This window comes from Paenibacillus sp. FSL R5-192, from assembly GCF_000517845.1.
Taxonomy (GTDB): Bacteria; Bacillota; Bacilli; order Paenibacillales; family Paenibacillaceae; genus Paenibacillus; species Paenibacillus amylolyticus.
Genome location: NZ_ASPR01000079.1, coordinates 242,433 through 266,005, shown reverse-complemented (window position 1 = coordinate 266,005; position 23,573 = coordinate 242,433). Strand labels below are relative to the sequence as shown.

General features: G+C 46.2%; 18 protein-coding genes and 1 pseudogene. 5 read left to right on the top strand and 14 right to left on the bottom strand.

Features of this window, described 5'->3' with window-relative positions:
- Positions 1–149 precede the first annotated feature (149 nt).
- Positions 150–1,334 carry an LLM class flavin-dependent oxidoreductase gene (locus tag C161_RS30765; RefSeq protein WP_051450048.1) on the bottom strand — a complete coding sequence of 395 codons (1,185 nt, stop codon included), beginning with the start codon at positions 1,332–1,334 and terminating at the stop codon, positions 150–152.
- A 737-nt stretch (positions 1,335–2,071) separates the two neighbouring features.
- Here C161_RS30765 and C161_RS30760 point away from each other — a divergent pair.
- Positions 2,072–2,944, top strand: a complete 873-nt coding sequence (locus C161_RS30760) for a helix-turn-helix transcriptional regulator (protein WP_036674928.1) — start codon at positions 2,072–2,074, stop codon at positions 2,942–2,944.
- Between the two features lie 257 nt (positions 2,945–3,201).
- Here C161_RS30760 and C161_RS30755 read toward each other — a convergent pair whose 3' ends face one another.
- From C161_RS30755 to C161_RS30730, 6 genes are all read right to left on the bottom strand, one after another.
- Entirely contained in the window at positions 3,202–4,125 is a 924-nt protein-coding gene (locus tag C161_RS30755) for a hypothetical protein (protein ID WP_036674927.1), read from the bottom strand.
- Positions 4,126–4,133: 8 nt separating this feature from the next.
- Positions 4,134–5,501 carry a nucleotide sugar dehydrogenase gene (locus C161_RS30750; RefSeq protein WP_036674926.1) on the bottom strand — a complete coding sequence of 456 codons (1,368 nt, stop codon included), beginning with the start codon at positions 5,499–5,501 and terminating at the stop codon, positions 4,134–4,136.
- A gap of 154 nt (positions 5,502–5,655) precedes the next feature.
- On the bottom strand, positions 5,656–6,459 hold the full coding sequence (locus C161_RS30745; RefSeq protein WP_036674925.1) for a response regulator transcription factor: 804 nt from the start codon (positions 6,457–6,459) through the stop codon (positions 5,656–5,658).
- 274 nt (positions 6,460–6,733) lie between these two features.
- Positions 6,734–8,134, bottom strand: coding sequence for a glycosyltransferase family 2 protein (locus C161_RS30740; protein ID WP_174806433.1), 1,401 nt, complete (start codon positions 8,132–8,134; stop codon positions 6,734–6,736).
- A gap of 22 nt (positions 8,135–8,156) precedes the next feature.
- Positions 8,157–9,365: a HEAT repeat domain-containing protein gene (locus C161_RS30735; RefSeq protein ID WP_036674923.1), complete on the bottom strand. Its 1,209-nt coding sequence runs from the start codon at positions 9,363–9,365 to the stop codon at positions 8,157–8,159.
- Positions 9,366–9,391: 26 nt separating this feature from the next.
- Complete coding sequence (locus C161_RS30730; protein ID WP_036674922.1) at positions 9,392–11,620, bottom strand: hypothetical protein; 2,229 nt, start codon at positions 11,618–11,620, stop codon at positions 9,392–9,394.
- Between the two features lie 857 nt (positions 11,621–12,477).
- Here C161_RS30730 and C161_RS30720 point away from each other — a divergent pair.
- Positions 12,478–13,723 (top strand): annotated as a pseudogene (locus tag C161_RS30720) (DNA polymerase IV).
- On the top strand, positions 13,720–14,073 hold the full coding sequence (locus C161_RS30715) for a YolD-like family protein (RefSeq protein WP_036674920.1): 354 nt from the start codon (positions 13,720–13,722) through the stop codon (positions 14,071–14,073). Before C161_RS30720 ends, C161_RS30715 begins: the two are co-directional and overlap by 4 nt.
- Positions 14,074–14,638: 565 nt before the next feature.
- Here C161_RS30715 and C161_RS32555 read toward each other — a convergent pair.
- Entirely contained in the window at positions 14,639–14,794 is a 156-nt protein-coding gene (locus C161_RS32555; protein ID WP_156946192.1) for a hypothetical protein, read from the bottom strand.
- 331 nt (positions 14,795–15,125) lie between these two features.
- The gene (locus C161_RS33270) at positions 15,126–15,266 is read right to left on the bottom strand and encodes a hypothetical protein (RefSeq protein WP_235193984.1); all 141 of its coding nucleotides are present in this window, start codon (positions 15,264–15,266) and stop codon (positions 15,126–15,128) included.
- 313 nt (positions 15,267–15,579) lie between these two features.
- On the opposite strand from C161_RS33270, the gene C161_RS30705 reads away from it, so the two are divergent.
- Positions 15,580–16,962: a hypothetical protein gene (locus C161_RS30705; RefSeq protein WP_036674919.1), complete on the top strand. Its 1,383-nt coding sequence runs from the start codon at positions 15,580–15,582 to the stop codon at positions 16,960–16,962.
- A gap of 69 nt (positions 16,963–17,031) precedes the next feature.
- Entirely contained in the window at positions 17,032–17,622 is a 591-nt protein-coding gene (locus tag C161_RS30700; RefSeq protein ID WP_036674918.1) for a hypothetical protein, read from the top strand.
- Between the two features lie 127 nt (positions 17,623–17,749).
- Here C161_RS30700 and glsA read toward each other — a convergent pair whose 3' ends face one another.
- From glsA to C161_RS30675, 5 genes are all read right to left on the bottom strand, one after another.
- Positions 17,750–18,691: a glutaminase A gene (gene glsA, locus C161_RS30695; RefSeq protein ID WP_017687474.1), complete on the bottom strand. Its 942-nt coding sequence runs from the start codon at positions 18,689–18,691 to the stop codon at positions 17,750–17,752.
- A gap of 136 nt (positions 18,692–18,827) precedes the next feature.
- The gene (locus tag C161_RS30690; RefSeq protein WP_036674917.1) at positions 18,828–19,310 is read right to left on the bottom strand and encodes a GNAT family N-acetyltransferase; all 483 of its coding nucleotides are present in this window, start codon (positions 19,308–19,310) and stop codon (positions 18,828–18,830) included.
- Between the two features lie 258 nt (positions 19,311–19,568).
- Positions 19,569–20,804 carry an L-lactate MFS transporter gene (locus C161_RS30685; RefSeq protein WP_036675050.1) on the bottom strand — a complete coding sequence of 412 codons (1,236 nt, stop codon included), beginning with the start codon at positions 20,802–20,804 and terminating at the stop codon, positions 19,569–19,571.
- A 180-nt stretch (positions 20,805–20,984) separates the two neighbouring features.
- The gene (locus C161_RS30680) at positions 20,985–21,785 is read right to left on the bottom strand and encodes a LytR/AlgR family response regulator transcription factor (protein WP_036674916.1); all 801 of its coding nucleotides are present in this window, start codon (positions 21,783–21,785) and stop codon (positions 20,985–20,987) included.
- Positions 21,786–21,795: 10 nt separating this feature from the next.
- The gene (locus C161_RS30675) at positions 21,796–23,448 is read right to left on the bottom strand and encodes a sensor histidine kinase (protein WP_036614944.1); all 1,653 of its coding nucleotides are present in this window, start codon (positions 23,446–23,448) and stop codon (positions 21,796–21,798) included.
- Positions 23,449–23,573: the final 125 nt, after the last annotated feature.

Sequence of the window (23,573 nt, the reverse complement as noted above, 5' to 3'; positions counted from 1 at the left end):
GCAGTACCATCTTCCGATCGCTGTTATCCCCGGATTTCTTTGAATCATTTCTTTCAATGGTTAAAATCCGGGTATAAAGGCGAGCGCTCCGCTTCTTCAGATCGGTTCTGCCCTCTCCGTTTTCGTATAAAAAGATTAGTTGAACTTACTTAGTTAGTAGTAACTTGATGCTGCTTCTGTCTTGTTTTCCATTTTTCGCGAATGATAGGCATCACGGTCCGTCCGAAGATTTCGGCCTCTTCCAGATGCGGGTAACCGGACAGAATAAAAGTCGTAACGCCGAGATCTCCATATTCCATCAAACGCTCTGAGACCTGTTCGGCTGTACCTACAATAAGGATCGCACCGCCGGAACGCACAACGGACAAGCCTGTCCACAGGTTGGGACCTACGACAAACTGCTGCTTCTCGGACAGTTCACGTAACTCGTTCTGTCTGCGTTGGTTGGTTGCATCCGTCTCGGCAAAAGCGGCTTTGGCTTTCTCAATCGCTTCTGGTGGTACTTTGCTAATAATCTCCCAAGCTGCTGCCCATGCTTCTTCTTCGGTATCCCGAATGAGTACCTGAGCACGCATGCCGTAACGGAGCTGACGATCTTGTCCGGTCTCCTCTTTCACCTGCTGTCGGATGACCTCAATCTCTTCAATCTGCTCCTGAATCCAGTCATGGGGCTCACCCCACATGAGGAACGTATCCGCATGTTCTACGGCGACCTTCTTCGCTATCGGAGAACTTCCTCCCAGATAAAATGGTGGATGTGGATTTTGCACCGTCTCCGGCATGCCTACCGGTCCTTTGAAATTATAATACTGGCCGTTGAATTCAGGATTGGGATCACTGGGTGCATCTGCGCCAGATTTTGAACCACTTCCTGCAAACTCCGTCAGATTTAGTCCTGTCGATTGGGTCCATGAACGCTTCATGACTTCCATATACTCGCTCGCCCGCACATACCGTTCATCATGCGCATGTGCCAGTGGATCGCCGAGCTCCTCCAAATCGCGAACAGAACTGCCTGTCACCACATTGATCATGGCGCGACCACCAGAGAGCTGATCCAGTGCGGCTCCCATTCGTGCAGCGAGTACAGGTGTAACCAATCCCGGGCGAATGGCGACAAGGGGACGCAATGTCTTCGTGTGACTCATCACAGCCGAGCCAACCACCCACGCATCCAGACAGGCTCCCCCTGTCGGAATCAGTACAAATTCGAATCCTGCCTTCTCCGCCGTCTGTGCCACATCGACCAGATAATCCAAACTTGGCTCCCGCTCCGGGGCAACCCCTACATACTTACCATCCCCTGCTGTAGGCAAAAACCATCCAAACTTCATTTCTTCCTGTTCGCTCACAAAAGTCAATCCCTTCTATGAATAAATAAAGTCTCATGTTAAAAATAAGATCATTGTTCTGCCACTTGGCCGTTCCGGTTACGAATCGTTCTTTCGATCACTGTTATCCTTGAATTTTTTTGATTCTCCTTTTTAAAGGTTAAAGTTCAATGATAAAGGTGAACACTACGTTTCTTCAGAATCGATTTCGTCCCCTCCACTACGTTTGCACTCGTTTAAAACTTATTTTTTAAAGTGTGCCTAATTTCTAACTCATTTTCAAAGTAGGTATCCAAATGCCGATTAATTAACTTGGTTTAATAGGTATGGACATCATAACAATTGATTTGTCTGTGAGCAATGTCATTTCGCGGCAATTTTATTTTGTCATTTTGTGGTCTTTTCTCAGATTTAGGTCTTCCTGATCTTGAATATATATAAAACCCACCTGTATAATAGGTTTAAATATATGTTCAAAAAGTCTGGTTTTTAGTACCGAGAAGATGGAATGAAGCTAGAAATGGAGTAGTGGAGCGTAGGAAAACTACGTGAGCAACCACAATTTTTCCAAAGGAAACATACTTCGTAAGCCTCCCGCTTATTTCGGCTGAATTTCAGCTTCGATGTTGATGATGCCACTAGGCATGATTCGTAATCAAAAGTGGACTTTTTGAACTACATCTGTAAGCGAAACTTTTGGAATGTACAAACGATACTTATACAATAAAGAGGTGTTCCTGATGACCGAGAGCATGAAGGAGGACCACCATGAGTTTTTGGATATTATTTTCTTCACTCCATCTGAATTCGAGAAAGCTGGTGGCGCCTGGCCGATCCGCATCGGCCGTAATATAGCCAAGACCAACTATCATATTGGCCCGCGCACTACACCTTATTATTATTTGCTATTTGTGCTGGAGGGGGAAGGTACATTCATACAGAACGGACAGCGTCACGCCCTTCGTGCCAGGGATGCGTTCTGTCTGTTCCCACATGTTACCCATGAGTACTGGACGGACCCCGAGGATACGTTGCAGAAAATATTTATTGCCTTTGATGGTGCACATGCAGCCGAACTGCTTTCCCGAATTGGACTTACACCCGACTCACCATACCGTTCAGGTGTACTTACCCCGGAGACTGCAAGTGCCATGCGCTCATTCATGGAGGATGTTCGCAAACCGCAGGACGGAGCGAGTGATCTGGGACGACTCACCCGGTTTCTAACTCTATTCGACCGGATTGCCCGCTCCCCCGCAACCAAAGGATTGCAACCGGATTCAGCTACACCTTGGCTCCAGAAAGGCAAGGAATACATGGACATTCATTTTGCAGGCGGCATCTCCGTGGAAGGTGTGTCCGCTCATGCGGGTGTGGATCGAACCCATTTTGCCAAACAGTTCCGCAAAGCCTATGGTCTGTCCCCTGTGCAATATATCCAGCAATTGAAAATGACCCAAGCCAAACGTCTACTTGTGCAGACGCCGCTAAGCTTAACTGAAGTGGCTCATTCGGTAGGTTACCCGGACTTGTTCTCCTTCTCTAAAGCGTTCAAAAAGCAAGTTGGTCTGCCGCCCAATCGCTATCGCACAGCGGAGAGCACGAAAGAATGAGGGAGCGACTTTCGCTCCTCAGCCTATACTCCATGCCTCATGCACCACGCCTTGTGTGCTGTGGGTAAGATGTTGCCTCTACCAAAGTACAACGGACTCCTGAGTTTCATATCCTGCACATCATAGTGCTGCCAAACCCATTACGAAATCCACCACCAAAAAGGCAAGCCCCATCTACCCGGGACTTGCCTTCTTTCTATACTATAGTCTTGACCGTACGTACCCGAAACCAGAAACTTTTTTACGTTGACCTAACGCTATTCCTTCTCCTCATTCTTGCGCGCAAGCGGAATACCGTTCTTCTTGGCATACCATGCTTCATAATGATGCACTGCCACACCTGCAAAAGAAGAATGAGAGGAACCGAGATCAAACACCTTTGCCATCTCTTCATTCATATTGCTAACCGGTTTACGGAAAAAGGTCAGGTGATCCCCCTCGTGTGTATCCGCGAGTTCCGCTCCGATCCAGACTTTCTTGCCGAGATCATCCGCTTCGTCCAGTTCTTCCTTGGACAGATCATACATCTGCTGCCCACTATCCCGGTAAGCCATAATGGCCACCGCATCGAAATGAGAGATCACCCAGCGACTGAATGTACCATCACCTTCAGCCGACTGACGGGCATCAAGCCAGAACGGGATGGCAGCACTCATGTACAGTCCGGCATCCTCGCCGGCTTTTGTCCAGGCCTTCATGTTGTCCTGCCACTCTGCAATGACGCTGCTCTCCTCGTTCTCCCAGCGCTTCAGCTGATACGGCTCCACATCCAGTTGAATACCTTGGAAGCGTTCATTCTTGGCGGAAGCCGCATTGTATGCTCGTACTCGCTCAATAAAAGCAAGCCCTTCATCCCGCTTCTCCTCATAGGCCCAGTCTGCATGACCGTTAAGTCCATGCACTTCAATCTCAGCCTGTCGGGCAGCCGCAATGAATTTGCGGTATGTTGCGTCAGGAACCTCATCCTGGATTTGCAGGAAGATGGTATCCACGCCCTGTTCTTTGGAAAAAGCAATAATCTCAGGTGTCTGCTCTGCAATAATGGACGCGTCCCACAGCCAGGTCGCTTTGTGTTCCTCTGCCGAGAACCATTTGAACATCCAGGACAGAAGCAGCAGGCACAACACCACAGCCAGAATGGCCCATTTCGCCATACCCACCAGTTTGCCCCGTTGCCTCATATATTTCCTCAGACGAGCAACGCTTCACTTGGTTCAAGCACAGGATGCTGTACCGAGTGACCAATCTTGTAGATATGCGGATGTGTGTATGAACGGAACGCATTACGTGTATCCAGAATCGGTACACCCATCTCGGCAATATCAAAGTAAGGCAAATCGCTGTGGTTGGTGATCAGCACGATGCAATCGTACTTCTTGAACTGTTCCAGATTGAACGCTTCGCTGTGTACGGTCTCGCCATGTTTGTCCTGGAAGGAATCCGCATGTGGATCGTAGTAGCTAACGTTAGCTCCACTTTCCTTGAACAGTTCATATACTTCCAGTCCTGGTGATTCACGCAGGTCGGCAATATTTGGTTTATACGACATACCGAGGAGCAGAATATTGGATTTACGTACGGATTTAGCGTATTCGTTCAGAATCGTTGACGTTTTGTTTAGCACATAATATGGCATGTTGTCATTGGTGGATTGCGCCAGCTCAATGAATTTGCTATAGAAACGGAAGCCTTTGGCCTTCCATGACAGGTACATCGGATCAAGTGGAATGCAGTGTCCACCGATGCCTGGGCCTGGATAGAATGGCATGAAACCAAATGGTTTCGTCGCCGCCGCGTCAATAACTTCCCAGATATCGATGCCCATGCGGTCACACATCATCGCCATTTCATTTACAAAGGCAATGTTCACACTGCGGAATGTGTTCTCGAGCAGTTTGGACATCTCAGCCACTTTTGGTGAGGATACCGGTACTACGGTTTCTACATATTTTCCATATAGCGCTGTTCCGAGCTTCAAGCAAGCTTCAGTTGTGCCCCCGATTACTTTCGGCGTATTAAATGTTGTGAAACGTCCGTTCGACGGGTCCACACGCTCAGGCGAGAAGCAGAGGAAATAGTCTTTACCTGCTTCTTGTCCGATCTTGTCCAGCTGCTGCTGGATCAGTTCTTCGGTTGTACCTGGATAAGTGGTGCTCTCCAGCGTAATCAGCATGCCTGGTTTCATGTGCAGTTTGATCTGATCTACAACGGTCTCGATGTAAGACGTATCCGGGTCCTGATTCTCACTAAGTGGTGTCGGTACGCAGATACTGAGTGCGTCGATAACGCGCAGCATACTGTAATCTGTCGTTGGCTGGAAACGGCCGCTTTGCATTACTTTTTTCAACTCATCGGACGAAATATCGTGAATATAGGAATCTCCTTGATAGATACTTTCTACTTTGGACGCATCCAGATCAATTCCGATTACCGTGAAACCTTGATTGACCATTTCCACGGCAAGTGGAAGTCCTACGTAACCGAGCCCGACGACGCCGAGTACAGCTTCTTTATTTTCAATCGCATTCAGTAATGTGTGGAATTGTTGATTCTCCATGATATTCCCTCCGGGCAGTGTATTTGGTGGTGCTTAAAATCCATATAAATAGATGAGTGTCTGTGCTCTAAATGTTGCTCTAATCTATCTGATTCATAGTGTAAAAAAAGCTCTTACTTTGCACTTCACACAATCAGCTTATTCAAGCCGTCTTCTAATGCAGGCAGCGTCTGATTCGGGCATCCAGCTCTACAGGCGAGAACGGTTTAGTCATGTAATCATCGACTCCGCTGCGGAAACATTGACTAATCGTCTGCTCGACACGTTGCTCGGTCAACACGACAATTTTGGGCGGCTGCTCCATCTCCAGATTCTGAATATGATGGATGAACGGCAGACCATCGATGCCATACAGATTCAGTTCGGTGAGCACCAGATCTGGTGTGACTTTCTCGATCAACTCCAGTGCAGCCAGTCCATCAACGGCTTCATAGGTTTCGTATCCCTGCATCTTCAACCGCAATTGCAGGAATTCGCGTACCGTCGGATCGTTGTCCACAATCAAAATTCGTTCCGGCTCGTCCGCCGTATTGTCCAGCGTGTAGATATGAATTTCCGACGAATCTACGAGCTTCGAGGACTCAGCCATATGCTGAATAGTTGCCTTCGAAGGGCGCTCCCCTTCCGGGAAACTGGCCAGTGTAATCTGTGGATCGGCACCGGGTACAGTCTCTTGCAACTCATGTTTGATCCGAAGTCCTTCATAATGAACTTCATCCAGTGACAAACCTGGCAGCAGGACGGCAATCGCTTGGGTAGCCCCATCCTTCCACACCTGGAAGGCAGACTCACTCGTTTGTTCCAGATGTGTCCTGACCTGCTGCTCAGGTTGAGAGTTTCCTGCACAATGGATGAACATTAAGCCGCATGTTTCGGCACCCGTTTCCTTCAATCCCTGTTCTACACTTCGGTACACATTAACGGCAGCCTCACGCTGCAATGTCGCCGTATTTGGCATGTTCTTTTCCACCCTTCTCCTCGATTATCTATAAGTCCAAAAAATATTATTTACACTGACACTCCGATGACAGAACAGCCTTTCGATCACTGTTATCCCCAGATTTTTTGATTCCTTTATACAAGGGGAAATCCGGGGATAAGCGTATGCTTTCGATGCAGCTTTCTTTCAGAAAGCTTTTAGGTGCACGCTTCGCTTCTTCAGACTTTTTCTGCCCTCTCCGTTATCGTGTAAATGTCTAGTTGGACATATAATTGCTTTGATTATTCTTTAATCAAGCGGCTTCGCTTGTTTTCTTCTCATCCTCGGACCAGCTTTGACGTGTCATGGTACCCCATGAGTTGTTGTTTTGCATGAACTGCACATGTCCCTGCAATCTCCACAGTACGCCGAGCTGGTGGTAACCCACGAATTTCAGCGCGGAGTAGACGAGCATTTTGACCAGATCGGAGAGTTTGTTGTAACGTTTGAAAGCAATCTCCTCCAGGACAAGTGCGCCTACACTCAGCAGATAACCACTCACAAAGTTCAGCAGTCCGAACAGAACCAGAATCGGCCATTGCGTCATATCCAGAAGGACATATCCAGCGAGAGCCAGAAGTCCGGTAATCCGGAAATACGGGTTGAGCGCTTCAAAAAGGACGTTATATGGCATGGTCACCATACCCATAACCTTATATTTTGGATTGAACAACATGCCACGATTCTCGATCATGTTCTTCAGATTCCCGCGGCCCCAGCGCTTACGCTGACTGGACAAGATCCGGTAGGAATCCGGTGCCTGCGTCCAACATACGGCCTCAGGACAGAAGGCAATGCGGTACTTCAATTTGTTTTCCAGCATGTAACGGTGAAGTTTGATGATGATGTTCATGTCTTCTCCAGGATAACCATCCCGGTATCCACCTACGGCGATAACAGCGTCCTTACGGAACATACCGAAGGCACCGGAGACAATGATCAGACCGTTCATGTGACTCCAGCCAATCCGTCCGCCCAGGAAGGCTTTGAGATATTCAATCGACTGGAACATGGGCCAGATCTTGCGTGGCAGCGATACATCTTGCACTGCCCCGTTTTCAATTTTGCAGCCATTGGCGATCCTTACATCTCCACCGATGGCTACCGTCTCTTCCGGATTCTCCATATACATCCGTGCCATGCGGATGAGGGCATCTTTCTCCAGCAAAGAATCAGCATCGATGGAAGAGATCAACGGATAATGGGACAGGTTGATCCCGGCATTGAGGGAATCGGCCTTACCGCCGTTTTCCTTATCAATGACATACAGATCCGGGAACTCCGGGTTATGGTAGATCCCACGAATTTTCTGACAGGCGATCTTGCCCCGAATCTTCGTATTGGGTACTGGCTTCAGACGATATTCTTCCAACAGGATATTCAGTGTCGCATCACTGGAGCCATCATTCACAACAATGACTTCATACGTTGGATAATTCAACGTCATCAGGCAGTTCACATTTTCAATAATCGTCAGTTCCTCATTGTATGCCGGTACCAGCAGAGAAACGGAAGGTACCAGTTCCGAGCCTGACAATGTATTGTATTTGGAATAATGCGACCGCCGGAAGATCGTCCAGATGTTACGGAACGATAAGGCCAGAATGGAAAAATAGAGCGTATTTACAAAAACAACATAGTAGATTGCGACCATGCCGTAGATTAATAGTAGATCCCTAAGCAGTGTAATCCCCTCCTACCGTAGCGACACCTGTGCGTTTCTTGCTGGTTCTGTTCTCTCGTACAGGGCCAATATAGCGATCGTACAGCAGTCTTTTTTTGTTATGTGCAATCATCTGCTCTACAGCTCTGTCATCGGTTCTCGTGTGCTGCATGGTACTCTCAATCTGCTGCATCGCAATCTCGCGCTCAGCAACTGTACCTTGCACCGCAGCCTGACACAGCGCTTCGAATCCCGGTTCACCAAGCTTGCTCAGACTCTCCGCACTGTTATATCGAACTCTCCAGTCTTCATCCCGAAGCGCTTTGCGCAGCAATGGAATGCTGCCAGATGCATGCTTGTAACCAAGCGCTTGTACCACTTCGGCGCGAACTTCCGGATCGGGGTCCTGGATCAGCTTCAGGATTGTCTCATCCCGGAGTGCCGGACTTGCGCTAAGATACAGCTTCACCGCCTCGGCACGTACATCCTGATGTTCTGCGCCTACCAGTCTGTCGAGTGCAGGCATCACTTCAGGTACAGCCTGTCCCCACATGGCAACCAGTCCGACTTTTACAAAATCAGGATTCCGATCCTCCAGCAATTCAATTAGAATTCTGCTCGTATCCAGACTCGTTTCGAGCAGAATATCTGCTGCCAGATGGTGAATGGACTTACCTTTGGTTAACAGCAAAGCGAGCATGTCTTTCAGTTCACCTTGCCGAGTCGTACATCTGGAGATGGATCGACCAATCATAATGGCCATCGGGCCCGGTTTCTCATCCTTCAGTAATTCCATCAAACCCGGAACGGCTTCGGGACAACGCATGCCACCCAAGCGATAAGCTGCATCAATCTGGCGACCATAACGCAGACGGCCCAGTTCCTTCAGATCATGCTCTACGAATCCTGCTTCACGGCACAGTGCGATTAATTTGTCGCGATACTCACCCTTGAACTGGTCGATCCATTCAATCAGTCTGTCCTGAATGACTCTGCGTTCCAGCGGAGCCAGTTTGCCTGGTGGCAATCTGAGTGGACTATTCTCAGTCAAGGCTGTTTGCAGATAGGTGAAATAGTCACGCTGCTTCAATTCATAAAATGCCGTCTTACGTCGTTTGCCATTGTGGGACATTTTCATGGCAAACAATACGATGACGCCTACAACAACAAGTGCGATACAGATGTACAAAAACAGATAGGCCAAAGCCAAACTTGGAAACATGTGAAAAGGTCCTCCTTTATACTCATTTATTCGATCTGAAAACTAGGAATTTTTTCATAACTCTTCTTCATTTTTTCGTAGCTTAGCTTCAGGCGTTCACTATACTGCACCTGCTCCCAAGGCTGCCAGCTATATACCGGCAATGTCTTCAGATCCAGGGTCGTCTGTTCACCCCCAGGCCAAGATACTTTCTTCGTGGCGCGGTCCGTTAACCACGGAATGAGGGTAACGCCTTCCACAGCAACTGTGGAGAACTCACGTCCATTCTTGAGCGGTCCATAGTCGATCGCTTGCAGCGAACTCGGATCACCGAACCCAAGCAGCATCCAGGGAATTCGCATCTCCACCTGATTGCCGTTATACTGCCATGACGTTAATGAATCCGTATCAGGCTGGCCGGGAGCCGTCGTTCCTCGCTTCAATGTTCCGACCTTTTCATTCATGAACGGTTGAGCAGATCGGGTATCCGGCGGTGTCATCCTCAGGCTGACTGCCAGATTCCATGGGTGGAACGGATTATCTGCGGAATCTGACTGCTGATCTGGCAGCATATCGTATCCTTCTTTGCCGTACAGACGCTGATTAAAGTCATAATCCTTGGCAATCTCCACCTGTGATTCTTCATCCTGCCCCAGTGTAATTACTGTCTCAAGACCATCACTGAGTGTCCGGCCCGGGAGTAACTTGTCAGGCTGACTGCCTCCAGCAAGTGTATCTGTGCCAATTCGCAGCACTGTCTTCTCCGGGTCAAACGGTTGATCCAAGGTCAGCCCAATATACAGATAGGCTTCATCATGAGTCATCTTCATTTCCTGAATGCCGTCCACTTGGCCCTGCCAGGTCGTGACCTCTTCAACCTTCAGATCATCCCAGTCATCCAGTGATCCGTCGATGGTCAACTGTTCCTGTTTACCCGGGTCCATGGCAAGCAGACCAAACATCTTCTCGTTTGTCAGCACGTTCAGCCAATATGCACGGCGATCAGCCGGGATTTCCAGTGGCATCGTGTTCCATGTTTTTTTGAACCATTCATCCTGCCACATGAACACAATCGCTCCCGAGTATCCTTCATCATAGATATCCTGCGTCAGTGACGCGTCAATATCTCCCTGCTCTACTTCGTTATGTCCACCCTGATTCCGTCCTCCCATACCCAGATGGGAAATACCAAGAGAAGAGGGTACGCCATACTCTGTAATCATTACAGGCATATCGGAAAACTCGGCTTTCAGCTTGCGCAGATAACTTTTGTACGTGTTGTACTCACCGTTCTCATCCTTGATGGTTTGGAGCGTTTTATCGATATGGAACAGATCCGGGTAATACGGGTACACATGGTAGGCTGCAAAATAACCTCCCTGCCATGCCTCCGGCTGAATATGTCGGGCATCCACACTGACGAGATCCTCTTCATACAGCGGCTCGCCGGGATGATCCAGCACATCGGTCGTTACCCAGTTGGTGAAGGTCATCGGATGTTCCCATCCATACTTCTTCTCCAGGACCGCCGTATGATCCAGCAGCTCTGCGAGCCAGTTCTCAAACGGTGACGCTTCTTGACTCGCCGAGAAATGAACTCCCTTGTACTGCGGCACGTCCGCATGTTTTGCGTTTGTGTTGTCTACCATCGCCGGGTCCCATTCCGTCCCTACATGCCAGGCCATCAGGTATTTTCCTGCATTTGTTTTGTATTTGCCGCTTGACTCTCCCTGCTTGGCAGGAATGTCCGCATCACCATAGACAGCAGATACGGCCTTTTCAATCTCCTGCTTGAACGTCTGCTCAATATGGGCCGCATAGGCATCCTGTTTCTCAATCAGCTCTTCTTCAGGTGACCATATGCCCTGTATAAAATATAACGGTTGCTCCCGGCCGCGGTTATATTCGACTAATGCGGAGTAGAAAATCGGTTCGTGAACCGTGTATACCCGGATTACATTGGCTCCCAGATCCTCGATCTGCTGGAACCACCGCAAGTAATCCTCTTTGGTCAGCGGGAATTCTCCCGGGTAATGCCCCGGTGAAGTTGCGCCCAGGTTGACACCTTTGACGAACATCTCCCTCCACGTTCCATCTGGTCCGTATTCCATGAACCGGTCTCCATCGGTCTTGAATTTCATCTCCGTGCCGTTATCCGCTGTGTACGTAACGAGCTTGGGTTGCATATAGTGCCATCCGGCAAATATCCCACCGGTCACCACCACTGCTCCTGTCAACACCGTTAATAGCCAGCGTCTTCGTCTTTGTCTGCTCATGTCTTTAGATTGCTCACCTCTCTAATATGCATCCTGCTTCAACATCGAATGGTCCAACATGAAGTTTACGAATCTTTCCGCTTCGGATGTCCGCTTGGTAGAGATGTCAGCGGTGTAGTTCTCACTATAGCGCTAAGACTCTGCATTTGTAACTAGGCTGATGGAAGCAAACATGAAATGGAACATTCTGCCCATAATTCGTAAAAAGCGCCATCAACTAGCACCCGAAAGCCTCCAGGATACGTCTGATTCCCAAACGCTAATATTTGCTGGAATCGCATGGATTAGATCCCCTGCTGATCTTGCACTTCTGGAACCTTTATTGTTATGTGCAACGCGGGTACAGGCAACGTTTGCCGTTTGAACACATACCCCATTAAACGCGAGTTATAATTTAAAGTTGCGGACCTTTTTACAGTATTAACCATAAAGATTACAAAATTGATACTATAGTCCGATAACGCATCAGCGATATTCCGCGTCACATCAAGGTTTTCTGAAAAATGCAGAAAATCAAAAAAGGACGTCAGTCCCCCTCTATAGGACTGTACCCATTTATAACCCTTTTACAAAAACCCAAATGAACGCCCGGTCATCAACCGTAGGTCATGGATCTCTCACATTAAATGTAAAAAAGCACATCTTATTTCCTAATTTCTGCCTCTAATATGGCTAACCCATAATTGTGTCCAATTTGCAAAATAATTCCGGTTGCCGCATTTCGAATTGTCAGATATGCTTATAAAACAAGAACACTTGTTCCATACTGTAAATAAACTGTTAATTATCGATGTTCAAATGAAAATAATTGCTTCTTAACATAAGAGCTTAGCATCACGAATAAGGAGAGAAGTCTTATGCCCCGCCAAGACAGACGTGTCATCATGCTGGCAGACTGCCAGTCATTCTATGCCAGTGTGGAGAAGTCTGCACATCCCGAATACAAGGACCGCCCCCTCGTAGTCGCGGGAGATCCGGCGCGCCGTTCGGGTATTATTCTTGCGGCCTGTCCACTCGCCAAGTCCTATGGAATTACGACAGCAGAACGACTGGGCGAAGCGCTCGCCAAATGTCCAGATGTTGTTGTTGTTCGCCCCCGGATGGCCGAGTACATTCGGGTGTCCCTTCATATTACGCGTATCCTTCAGTCTTACACGGATCTGGTGGAACCCTATAGTATTGATGAACAGTTTCTCGATGTCACCGGAAGCCTGGATCTGTTCGGCAGTCCCGAGACGATTGCACGCAGCATTCAATCGAGGGTGATGGATGAGACGGGTGTGTATATTCGAATCGGTATCAGTGATACCAAGGTCGTTAGCAAGATGGCCTGTGATCTGTATGCCAAAAAAGTCCCGGGAGGCATCTGCACGCTGCCTCGCAAAGATCTGCCTTCAACCATCTGGGAAAAGCCTGTTCGAGACATGTTCATGGTTGGTTCCCGCATGGCGCAGCATCTCTACAAGATGGGCATTCATACGATTGGTGATCTGGCCCAGACCCCACTGTCCCAACTAAGAGAACGTTGGGGGGGTGAATGGCGAGGTACTGTGGCGTATCGCTCGCGGTATTGACGATTCCCCGGTCAAACCCGGGACCTATGCTCATCAGCAGCAGGGGATCGGACATCAGATGACGCTGCCCCGGGACTATGACTCCTGGGAAGATATCAAAGTGGTACTGCTTGAACTAGCGGAGCTCGTCAGTCGACGTTCCCGGGACAAATCACTCATGGGCCATGTGGTCTCGGTTGGATGTCGCGGACAGGATTATGATCGGCCAACCGGTTTCTCCCGCCAGATGAAGGTGAATGAACCCACCAACATTACGGATGAAGTATACGATGCGGCAGCAGCTCTGTTCCTGCGCCATTGGGACGGATTACCCATCCGCCGCATCAGCGTGTCACTGACCGGACTAGTGCCTGATTCCGAAGTACAGCTGTCCTGGTTTGATGACCGCGAACGCAAAAGAGAACTGGAGCGTGCCACGGATGATATCAAGCGCAGGTACGGAGATACCGCCATTATGCGGGCATCCTCCCTCTGCTCGTCCGCGCAAGCCCATGAACGTTCTCATAAAATTGGAGGTCATTATAAATGAGTAAAAAATTGCAGCAAAACGGTATCTTCGAGTCCTCACGCATGATGCTCCCCGAACACCGGGAAGCCTATATTCTTCATCAGGAACAACTTGCTCCTCGTACCCGCCCATCTCTGGATGCACAGGCGGCGGAAGAAATGTCCCGGTTACTCAGCAACTCGATGATGCTTGGAGATAGGGTCACTATTACGTTGTTTCACGAACATGACGATATCCGTTACACGGGGCAGGTGCTTCGGCTGGACCGTCCTGCCCGGACCCTCAGACTACTGATGGAAGACGGGTCCCGGGATATTCAGATGAACCTCATTACGGATGTCGAGCTTGCCAATGAGTGGATGGATGCGTGACCCTGAGAAGGATTGAAAAGATAGATGAACAAAGAAAATAAATTAATAGATTAAATCACTCTACACAAAAATGAAACACACAATATTTAATATAAAAAATTCATATAAAACAAGATTATCCTTTAACTTCAAACATAATTTCTCCGAACCTTCACAACTTCTAGTCTTCATTAAGATGATTGCAAATGAACTATTCATCCTACTTCAATAATTTAGAATCGGATGGTAATTACGTGTATGTAAAATCTTTGCGACTCAAAAAGAAAGATAATTAGTCATATTTTCAAAATATGTTATAGAAATTAGTACTAGTATTCCATCAGTCTTTAAAGAGTGGATATAAACGTTTGAGTTTAATTCGAGCATCCTCGGTAGTAAATTGCCAATCCACTCCCGCTCGTTTTCCCATGCCGAAAGTTCACGAGCCAGCTCCGTTTCTGAGGGGATCGGCAACCTAGGGCATTGACGGGTCATCACACTGAGTTCAATCTCTGCGAGATTTAGCCAAATTTCCATGTTTCGGAGTGTAATGAATGTCCAAACGTTTCGCCAGTCGTAAAGCCTCTTACGGTTCAAATGCCTGATATACCGATGCAATGGCATCGGTATTCAGATTATCCATCACCAAGCAGACTTTCGGGGCATCGGAATACTGGACGTCAAGTAACTCTCGGATTTCTTCGGCCCATTCGATTCTCGTGCGCCGGGATCGCACACTCACCTGACGCCATCCGCCAAACGGTTCGGTAAAGATGAAGATGCTACATGTCTCCTAACGTTCATATTCTGCACCTTTTTTCAGGGGTTTGGCAGGCTTCATCGGGATAGGATTCCGAGCTTTGTCCAGGAGCTGGTATGGTTTTTCATCCATGCAAATCACTGGACAATTCGGATCGTAAGGCAAGCGATAGACTTCGAGTACACCATCGCTGCCACAAATGCAGCATTTTGTTTTTGCGGAATACACCAGCTTTTACGAAGGTGCGGCTTGAGTTCGTTTTTTTAAAATTTTTCCCACCGTATCGTAAGTAAGGTTCTCGATATAATTCAGTTCAACCGCTTTGTCTGAGAGAAACCGTGAAAAAACAACGACTTTTCCCGGCAGGAGGTTCGCTGCAACTAATCGCGATAATCCGGGCTTCCAGTTCAACGGTCACCTTAGGCGGATTCGGAGGTGTCAAACGCTTCTTCATAAAGTAAAAAAATATCGTCGTCTAGCGACCCGCTACGTTAAATTAGCGTGTACGTTCAGGCTTTTTTGACTTTGGCATTCATTATAGTCTAGCTTGCCTGAGTTTGAAGACACATCCTAGTAACAAAGGTTGCTAATTAAACTATAAGATTCGGTTACATTCAAGAAATTCCATATAGGAATAAGTACTGTAATGTTGATAGAACACATTATTGTTTACAGTATTTCACTTAAATTCTATTTGTTATGTACTAAATTTAAATATAATGGTATAATTGTTTTTGATTTCAAAATATAAGGAGGTAAGATTATTTATGAAAAATTCAAGGTTTATTATGAAGATTTTGCTTACAATGATCCTTACATTAAGTCTGACTGTACCTGCTTTTGCACAGCAGGTAGAAGAAAACCTGGATGAAGTTCAAGGATTGGCCCTACCTATAGACAGATTCAATGTTCTTTATGGTAAACCAACTAGCGATCCAGAAGAAATTACAAGTATTGAAAAGAATGCCAGCATACAAATTCAAAATATTCAGATTACTGGTAACCAACTTTCTCTATCTGCAATAGTCGATTATAATAACCAAAGCAAGACACTTGAGGCCACTGGAGAACTTTACAATAGCTATAAACAGCAAGATTCAATTAATAGTATTGTCGGCGACCTTCAAGATCAAAGCGGTAATTTTGAAATAAAATTATTTGATGTTTACAACGATACATCTGAAGATAAAATGATCGCGGATTATTCTCTTCAGAATAAACCACATTTAAAAACATACTTAACCGACCATCAAGGGAACATCATACTTTTTGAAACACCTCTTCCTAAAGATCTAGAACGTGTTTCTGTAAGTAATAATGAGAAAATTGATACTGAAAAGGATTTCTTTTGGTTCAATGATATTATAACTCCATATGAGCAAAAAGAGATCCCAACCAACGATACTATAAAATCGGCTCTTGGCGTGGATTCTGTTTCCCCCACAGCAGTTGGATATTTCTCAGATTGGACGCACAGCACGACATACTATAAATCATTTTATATTGGAAGCGACTATATTCAAGCTTATTCACTGCCTTATGGGTCATGGAAAGCTTTAGATGTAAAAAATCAATCCACATGGACAAATAGTTTTAAAATTGCAGAACATGTGACTGTAAATGGACAAACTAATAGAAGCGTAGATAGCCCTTTCAAATATCGTAATGTCAAGTTAAGTACAGCAGTTGGAGCAAAGTCTTCCATAGTTACTGCGTTTATCGATGGTCGCCTTGCTGGGATAAACAGTGGGTCTAGTCTGGCTATTAAAATCGCAGAAAAAGCATGGTCAAAAGCTTTACCTCTAGCACCTTCTATTAGTGAAATTAGAAGTTGGGTTAATGCTATTATAGATGCAGGAACAAGTAAAACTGTGACACTTGGAAGCTCAAACATTAAACTCAATACATCCCCTACTGTAGTTGAATCTGTTAACTCTGGAAATAATCAAATGTTTAAGATTACAGACTTGAACGGTTCTAATACGGGGCACCATTTAAGCCTCCAGACTGTGGTACAGTATGAAAGCGATACTGGCACATCGGCTACAGCAAACGCTATCTTAACCATTAAATGGGACGTTATGTATGCTAACGCCTTATTGAATACAAGTCAAAAAGAGGTTACATTCCAATACAATGTTTCTAAATAATTTTTGCGAGGTAACTCTAGTGAGTTGCCTCTTCTTTGCTCAAACAACCTGAGGAATAGAGGAATATCTATGTTGAAAAAAAACTATATTCAAATACTTCTTGTATTAACAATTATGATACTCGTTGTTACGAATATTTCACAATACAAGGCTAAAGAGTTGTACAAATCAGCACTTACAAATCAATTGAACACTGATATCACCGAGTTACGAAGCGCATTGTCCTCTAACGACTTGGCTTATGAAGAAATTTTGCAATCTGATAAGCTTTCAAAAGACCAATCTAACTATCTCATGGAAAATAATGATGAAATTAGAAAAACCGTTGATAATTACTCAACTTTAGCTGTTCAATTAGGCGAAGCTCAATACACAGAAACCCAACAAAACGCCTTGAAGCTTACACAATATTTCAAAGGTTTAAACGGTGACAATGAAGAAAAAATTCTTGATTCTAACACTAAAAATGTAATTGAAAAGGCACAACAATTGAATAAAAAGTGGAGTAATACTATGGCAAACACACAAATAAAAAGCATTGCTAATGATTCTTGGATTGAATTGCTGATGAATTTAGAGAATGATACTCAAACGTTTCTTACAGAAAATAAGGTTAAAAGTATTGAGGAATACTGGCTAGAAAGACGAGAAATTCAATAATAATAGAAAACAACCTTCCAATAGTTATAATATGTATTGCGAAGGTTGTTTTCTATCCCTAAAGAACATATTAATGTTATGTTTGCTTTTCAAACCGAACCTATCAAAGACTTTTGAATCCCTTTATTTAGAAAAAGCTCCAGTCGAATTCCTTGGACAGACGCTCGAGCAGATGCACGCCGGCAATACTGTTGCCTTTGCGATTCAGAGCCGGGCCAACAAGACCTATACCGAATTGTCCCGGTACAAGGGTCAAAATCCCCCCGGATACACCACTCTTGGCGGGCAATCCAACCTCGATGGCAAATTCGCCTGATGCATTATACATACCACAGGTGGTCATGAAGGTTTTGGCAATCTGAACATAGCGACGAGGGATGAGTTCTTCTCCCGTAATTGGATCTGTTCCATTATAGGCCAGAACAAGTGACATTCGAGACAGATCTGCACACGTCACTTCAATGGAGCAATGACGGAAATACACGGCAAGCACGTCTTCAACGTCATCCTTAATGACTCCGTTGTGCTTCAAAAAGTAGCCAAGTGAACGATTCATATGACCACTCTCCGATTCGGACTGAAACACCTCTTCGTTATAGCCCAGCTGATCATTATTCGCCAGTTTGCGGAAAAACTCCAGAATGCGGCGTGATTTTTCTTCCTTACAGTCTCCTCCAACAAGCGAGGACACCGTAATCGCACCCGCATTGATTAATGGATTAAATGGGATTCCGGGTTCAACCAATTCAAGCTTGATCATCGAATCGTAATCGTCGCCTGTCGGTTCTTTTCCTACATTAAAGAAAACCGCTTCTTCCCCATGATCCATCAGGGCCAGAATAAGGGTAAATACTTTGGAGATACTTTGCATCGTAAATGGAACACCGCAATCCCCTGCCGACACATGGTTCCCTTCGGCGTCCATGATATGTATACCAAGCTCATCCTGAGAGGCTTTGACAAGCTCCGGGATATAAGAAGCCACCTTACCTTGCCCGGTATGCAAACGACTGGTCTCCAGCCACTCCGGCAGTAATGCATTCAGACGTTCCATGGTTGAATTGCTCATATGTCATCTCCTCCACATCTCTATATAAGCAAGCATCATGCATGAAATGTTGAACCCATGCACCATGATGATAATGAGTTCCAGCCATCTCATGCAAAATGCCCTATATTATCTGATTACCCTCAGAACAGTTCCTTTACCGCTTCGTTTGAAGATTTAACTCCAAAATCTCACCAGGAAGACCATCGTAATCGCCTGTCCAAGTGGATATAAAGTTCTGTCTGGTCAAGATCCGGCGAGAAGCAGCGTTACCCGGATCGATAACTGCATAAAGTGATCCAATCCCTGCGGCTTGTGCCTGAATAATCAACCGTGACGCTATGGATGTGCCTTGACCTTTGCCCCAATGTTCAGGCAGGATCATGTAACCTATCTCAGCCTTGGTCGGGTCCTCCTGATCCGGAATCAATTTGGCATACGCCACACCAGCACCATCTTCACTAAATACCCGGTAATGTCCGCATGTAGAACGCTCATTAAACTCCAGCATGGACTCGAATTGCGTTCTCGCCTCTTGCTCCGGTATTGCACGTTCTGTAATCTGTTTCATTACTTCCATATTGGAAACCAATGCATAATAATCATCAAAATCAGGTTGTGTGTATTTAATGAACTTCATGATATGCCTCCTCTGGGTACATAACTTATCTTGGTCTTGTTGAATTCACCTAGAGTATAACAGATGCGAATGATGGAATGCATACAAGGCACCACGCTTACAGGCAGCCAGATGATCCGATAGGCCAACAAGTCAGCAATCTGACAACTGTAGATACCAAAAAGCGGCCTCAACTGGAGACCGCTTTGTTTACTTTGTTTTTAATTTGCTTTTTAAGATGAAGAAATATCCTCAGTTCCGTACTTCCAGTGCATGTTGTTAGCTTGCCCGTGATGAAGGGTTAAGGTTCATCTGTTTTTCACGTTGACGAGCACGACGACCTTCACCTGGAGGGGTGATGATCAGTGCGAGCAACAGCGAGACAGCGCAGAGTACAGCAATCACGATGAAGGTCAGATGGAATCCGCCCAGCAGGGCGCTGATGAATGATCCAGCCAAAGCACCAAATCCAAATCCCTGATAGATCACACCATAGTTTTTGCTTTGATTTTTCAGTCCGAAGTAATCGGCCACAATCGCCGGGAATACCGTAATGTTACCGCCAAAGCAGAATGCAACGGCCGCCACACAGGCAAAGAAGATCCCGAAGGTCAGTGGAACCAGACTAAGTGTCATGACAGCTACGGCTGTAACCAGCAGCGCACCAGCGATGACTTTCATTCGTCCTACTTTATCCGACAGCGCACCGAGAATAATACGTCCTGCCGTGTTAAAGATTGCAACCATGGCCACTGCGTTCGCAGCGGTAGCTACATCAAGACCTGCAAGCTGTACACCGATATCTTTAACAATACCGATCAGGTACAGACCGCTCATACACGCCGTGAAGAAAATAACAAACAGCATGTACGCTTCTTTTGTACGCAGCATCTCTTTCACCGTGTAATCATGACGTGCTACGACTTGTTTGGATCCTTCCTTGCTTGCCGGAGCCTGTTCACGAACAACCGCTTCACGGATCAGGAATGATCCCGCAACGACCAGAACCAGAACGATAATGCCCCAGTACATAAATGCCTGAGCAGGACCAACGGCACCAATCAATGCCGTGTTCACATATTTGAACAATAAACTACCGGTACCAAAGGCTCCGACCGAGATCCCCGAGATCAGACCTTTACGCTCCGGAAACCATTTGATCAGATTAGACAGCGACGTAATGTACGCCGTACCATCTGCAAAACCAACAACAAATCCAGCCAAAATGTACAGCAGTGTTAACGAGGTGACTTGAGAACTCAGAATAAGACCCAGCCCAAGCACAACCCCGGCTACACGGATCAGACGCTGAAGACCCCAACGTTCCTGCAATCGTCCTGCAAACAATGTGGCAAAAGCCAAAGCAAAACTCGTAATTGAAAAAGTTATCGCGACCGAGCTGACGTCCCATCCGAAACGATCAGACAACGGTTGATTAAATAAACTCCAAGTATAGATGGTTCCAAGACCCATTTGTACAATGATGGTCCCCAAAACAATAAGCCAGCGATTCATTTTTGTAGGTGCAAATGTTGATTCAGGTGTTGATGAAACGGATGAAATGGTTGCTTTCATCGTGATCTCCCCTTTGCCGATGTCATATACATGAATGCGTTCACAAGCTAATCATACATGAGAGGGGATTCATCACACCGTTTTGAGCATGAGTTGCATCAGATGCGGAATGAAATGCTGCTAGATGCGCATGAGTTGCCTGAATTCTTTGACCTTCCCACGACTCACGGGCACTTCAGCTTCCAAATCGCGCAGACGGAGCAGATACGTATTGTTGAACCAAGGTACAATTTCACGGATTTGCGACAGATTTACGACGTACGAACGATGGCAGCGAAAGAACGTATCCTGTGGCAGACGGCTGTGAAAATCCGATATGCTCACTGGCATGGTGAACTCCCCATTTTTGGTATATACCTTCGTCACTTTCTCTTGTGCTTCCGCATAGTAGATATCTGCCGTATCCGTAACAATAATATTGTCATTCCGCAGCAAATTAATTCTTCTATCTGTATGGGAATTCGTATCTCGTTCTCGTACCAGTTCACCATGCGCAGCAGATCCGTCCGCCGTAGGGGCTGGTCCATCCTCAACATGTTGCTTCACCGGCGCATGATCACGTTTGAATGCGAGCTCCAGCTTATGGAGCATTGCAGCAATTCGTTTCTCGTCATACGGCTTCAGAATATAATCAAATGCCTCCAACTCAAAGGCTTCCGCTGCATGTTCCTTATACGCCGTCGTAAATACAATGTAGGGTTTCGTTGCAAACTTCCCAATATGATGGGCCAGCATCATACCGTCCAGCGAGGGAATATTGATATCAAGGAAAATGACATCTACTTCTTGTTCCTGCAAAAATTTCAGTACATCCAGCCCGTCTTCAAGGCGGTCCACAACTTCAATCTGACTATGTTCCTGGATTAAATAATTCAATTCCTCACTCGCCAGAATCTCGTCTTCCACAATAAGAGCTCTCATTGATCCATCATCACCTTGTTACGACATCTCCTTTGGGCACATCAAATAAAATATCGGTTCCTTGTTCCAGCCTTGTAATGGTTACACCTTGTCCGTAGATAAGCTTGACCCGGCGATGCACATTATATAGCCCGATCTGGTTACCAGGCATACGGTCGTGGTAGACCCGTTCAATAATATCTGCACTGATGCCTGCACCTGTATCACTGACACTGATTCGCACAAACTCCGGATAATCCTGTACCCGAATTCGAACAGTCCCAGGTCCTTTGACCTTGAGAATGCCATGAATAATTGCATTTTCGACGAGCGGCTGGATAACAAGACTCGGAATATGCACCGCGACCTCATCAATGTCATAGATCACGTTAAGTCGGCTGCCAAAGCGAGCTTTCTCAATCTCTACATAATTACGGACCTGCTCCAGTTCCTTATGAATATCGATCAACTCATCCGACAGCTCCAGATTGTAACGCATGTAGCCGGATAGATTCACAATCAGCTCCCGGGCACGATCCGGTTTGGTTCGGATGGACGAAGCAATCGCATTTAGCGCATTAAACAGAAAATGAGGGTGAATGGTTGTCTGTAATGCACGCAGTTCTGCTTTGTTGGCAGCAGCCTTGATCTCTTCTACCCGCGATACTTCCATCTGGGTTGAGATGATCTGCGATAAACCTACAGCCATCGTTTGTAATGGATACGTAATTTTGTACGCTTTGCGATAATAAATTTTCAGCGCACCTGTAATGTCTCCTCGTTCTTTGAGCGGAATGATTAACAGCGAGTGGATATCGGGTGTTTTTTCATCAATCACATCATTACTGATCGTAATCTCCCCGCTGGATATTGTCTTCTTGGTCATCTCACTTATAATTTCATTACCGATATGATATCGTTCTTCACCAAATCCTACATACGCCAGTACATTCCGGGTATCCGTAATTGCAACCGCATCAGCCTGAATATCCTCCTGAATAATCCGGCAGATTTTGCGCAGAGAATCCTCATCAATCGAACGGAAATACGGTAAGGTCTTGTTTGCAATCTCCAGTGCCAGCTTCGCCTGACGAGCTGCAATCATTTCCTTTTCCCCTTCAACACTCTGCACCAAGAGCACAATTAGCCCAATGTTGACTTCTCCCAGAATCATAGGCAACGCAATCTTCGAAACAATATCGGCACCCAGTGGATCGGGATAGGAAAATAGCAGGATTAATAACATCGTCAGCGCTTCACAGATCATTCCGGCACCAATACCGATAATCCATCGCTTGGGTTTGGGCGTGTACTTATGTATATATCCGGAGACCAGACCTGCCAGGATACTCGTGATTAGACACGGTATAGCTGTGACTCCATCCATATCAATCAGATACCGATGCACCCCGGAGACAATCCCCGTAATAATACCCACAGGCGCTCCGAACAAAATACCACCCGATAACACGGCGATGATCCGCACGTTCACTAGTGAACCTTCAACATTAATGCCCGTATATGTCCCGAAGATGGCAAAAGCACAGAATAACAAGGTAACCGCAATAGACTCCTGCCACCTTAATTTCCCCTTTTGCAGAATCTGCCTAAATCTCGGCACCCTCGACAGAAAGAATAAAAATATAATCAACAGCGCCGCCCGTTCAAATAAACCCAGCAGCATCGTAAACATTTCCAATCTTACTTCCTCCACATCTGTTTGAAAAATAAAATGCATACCTACACAGCCACGCCTTTTTGAAAGAACATCTAGGACATTAATCCATAAGGCTAGTACGCTCGTATGCA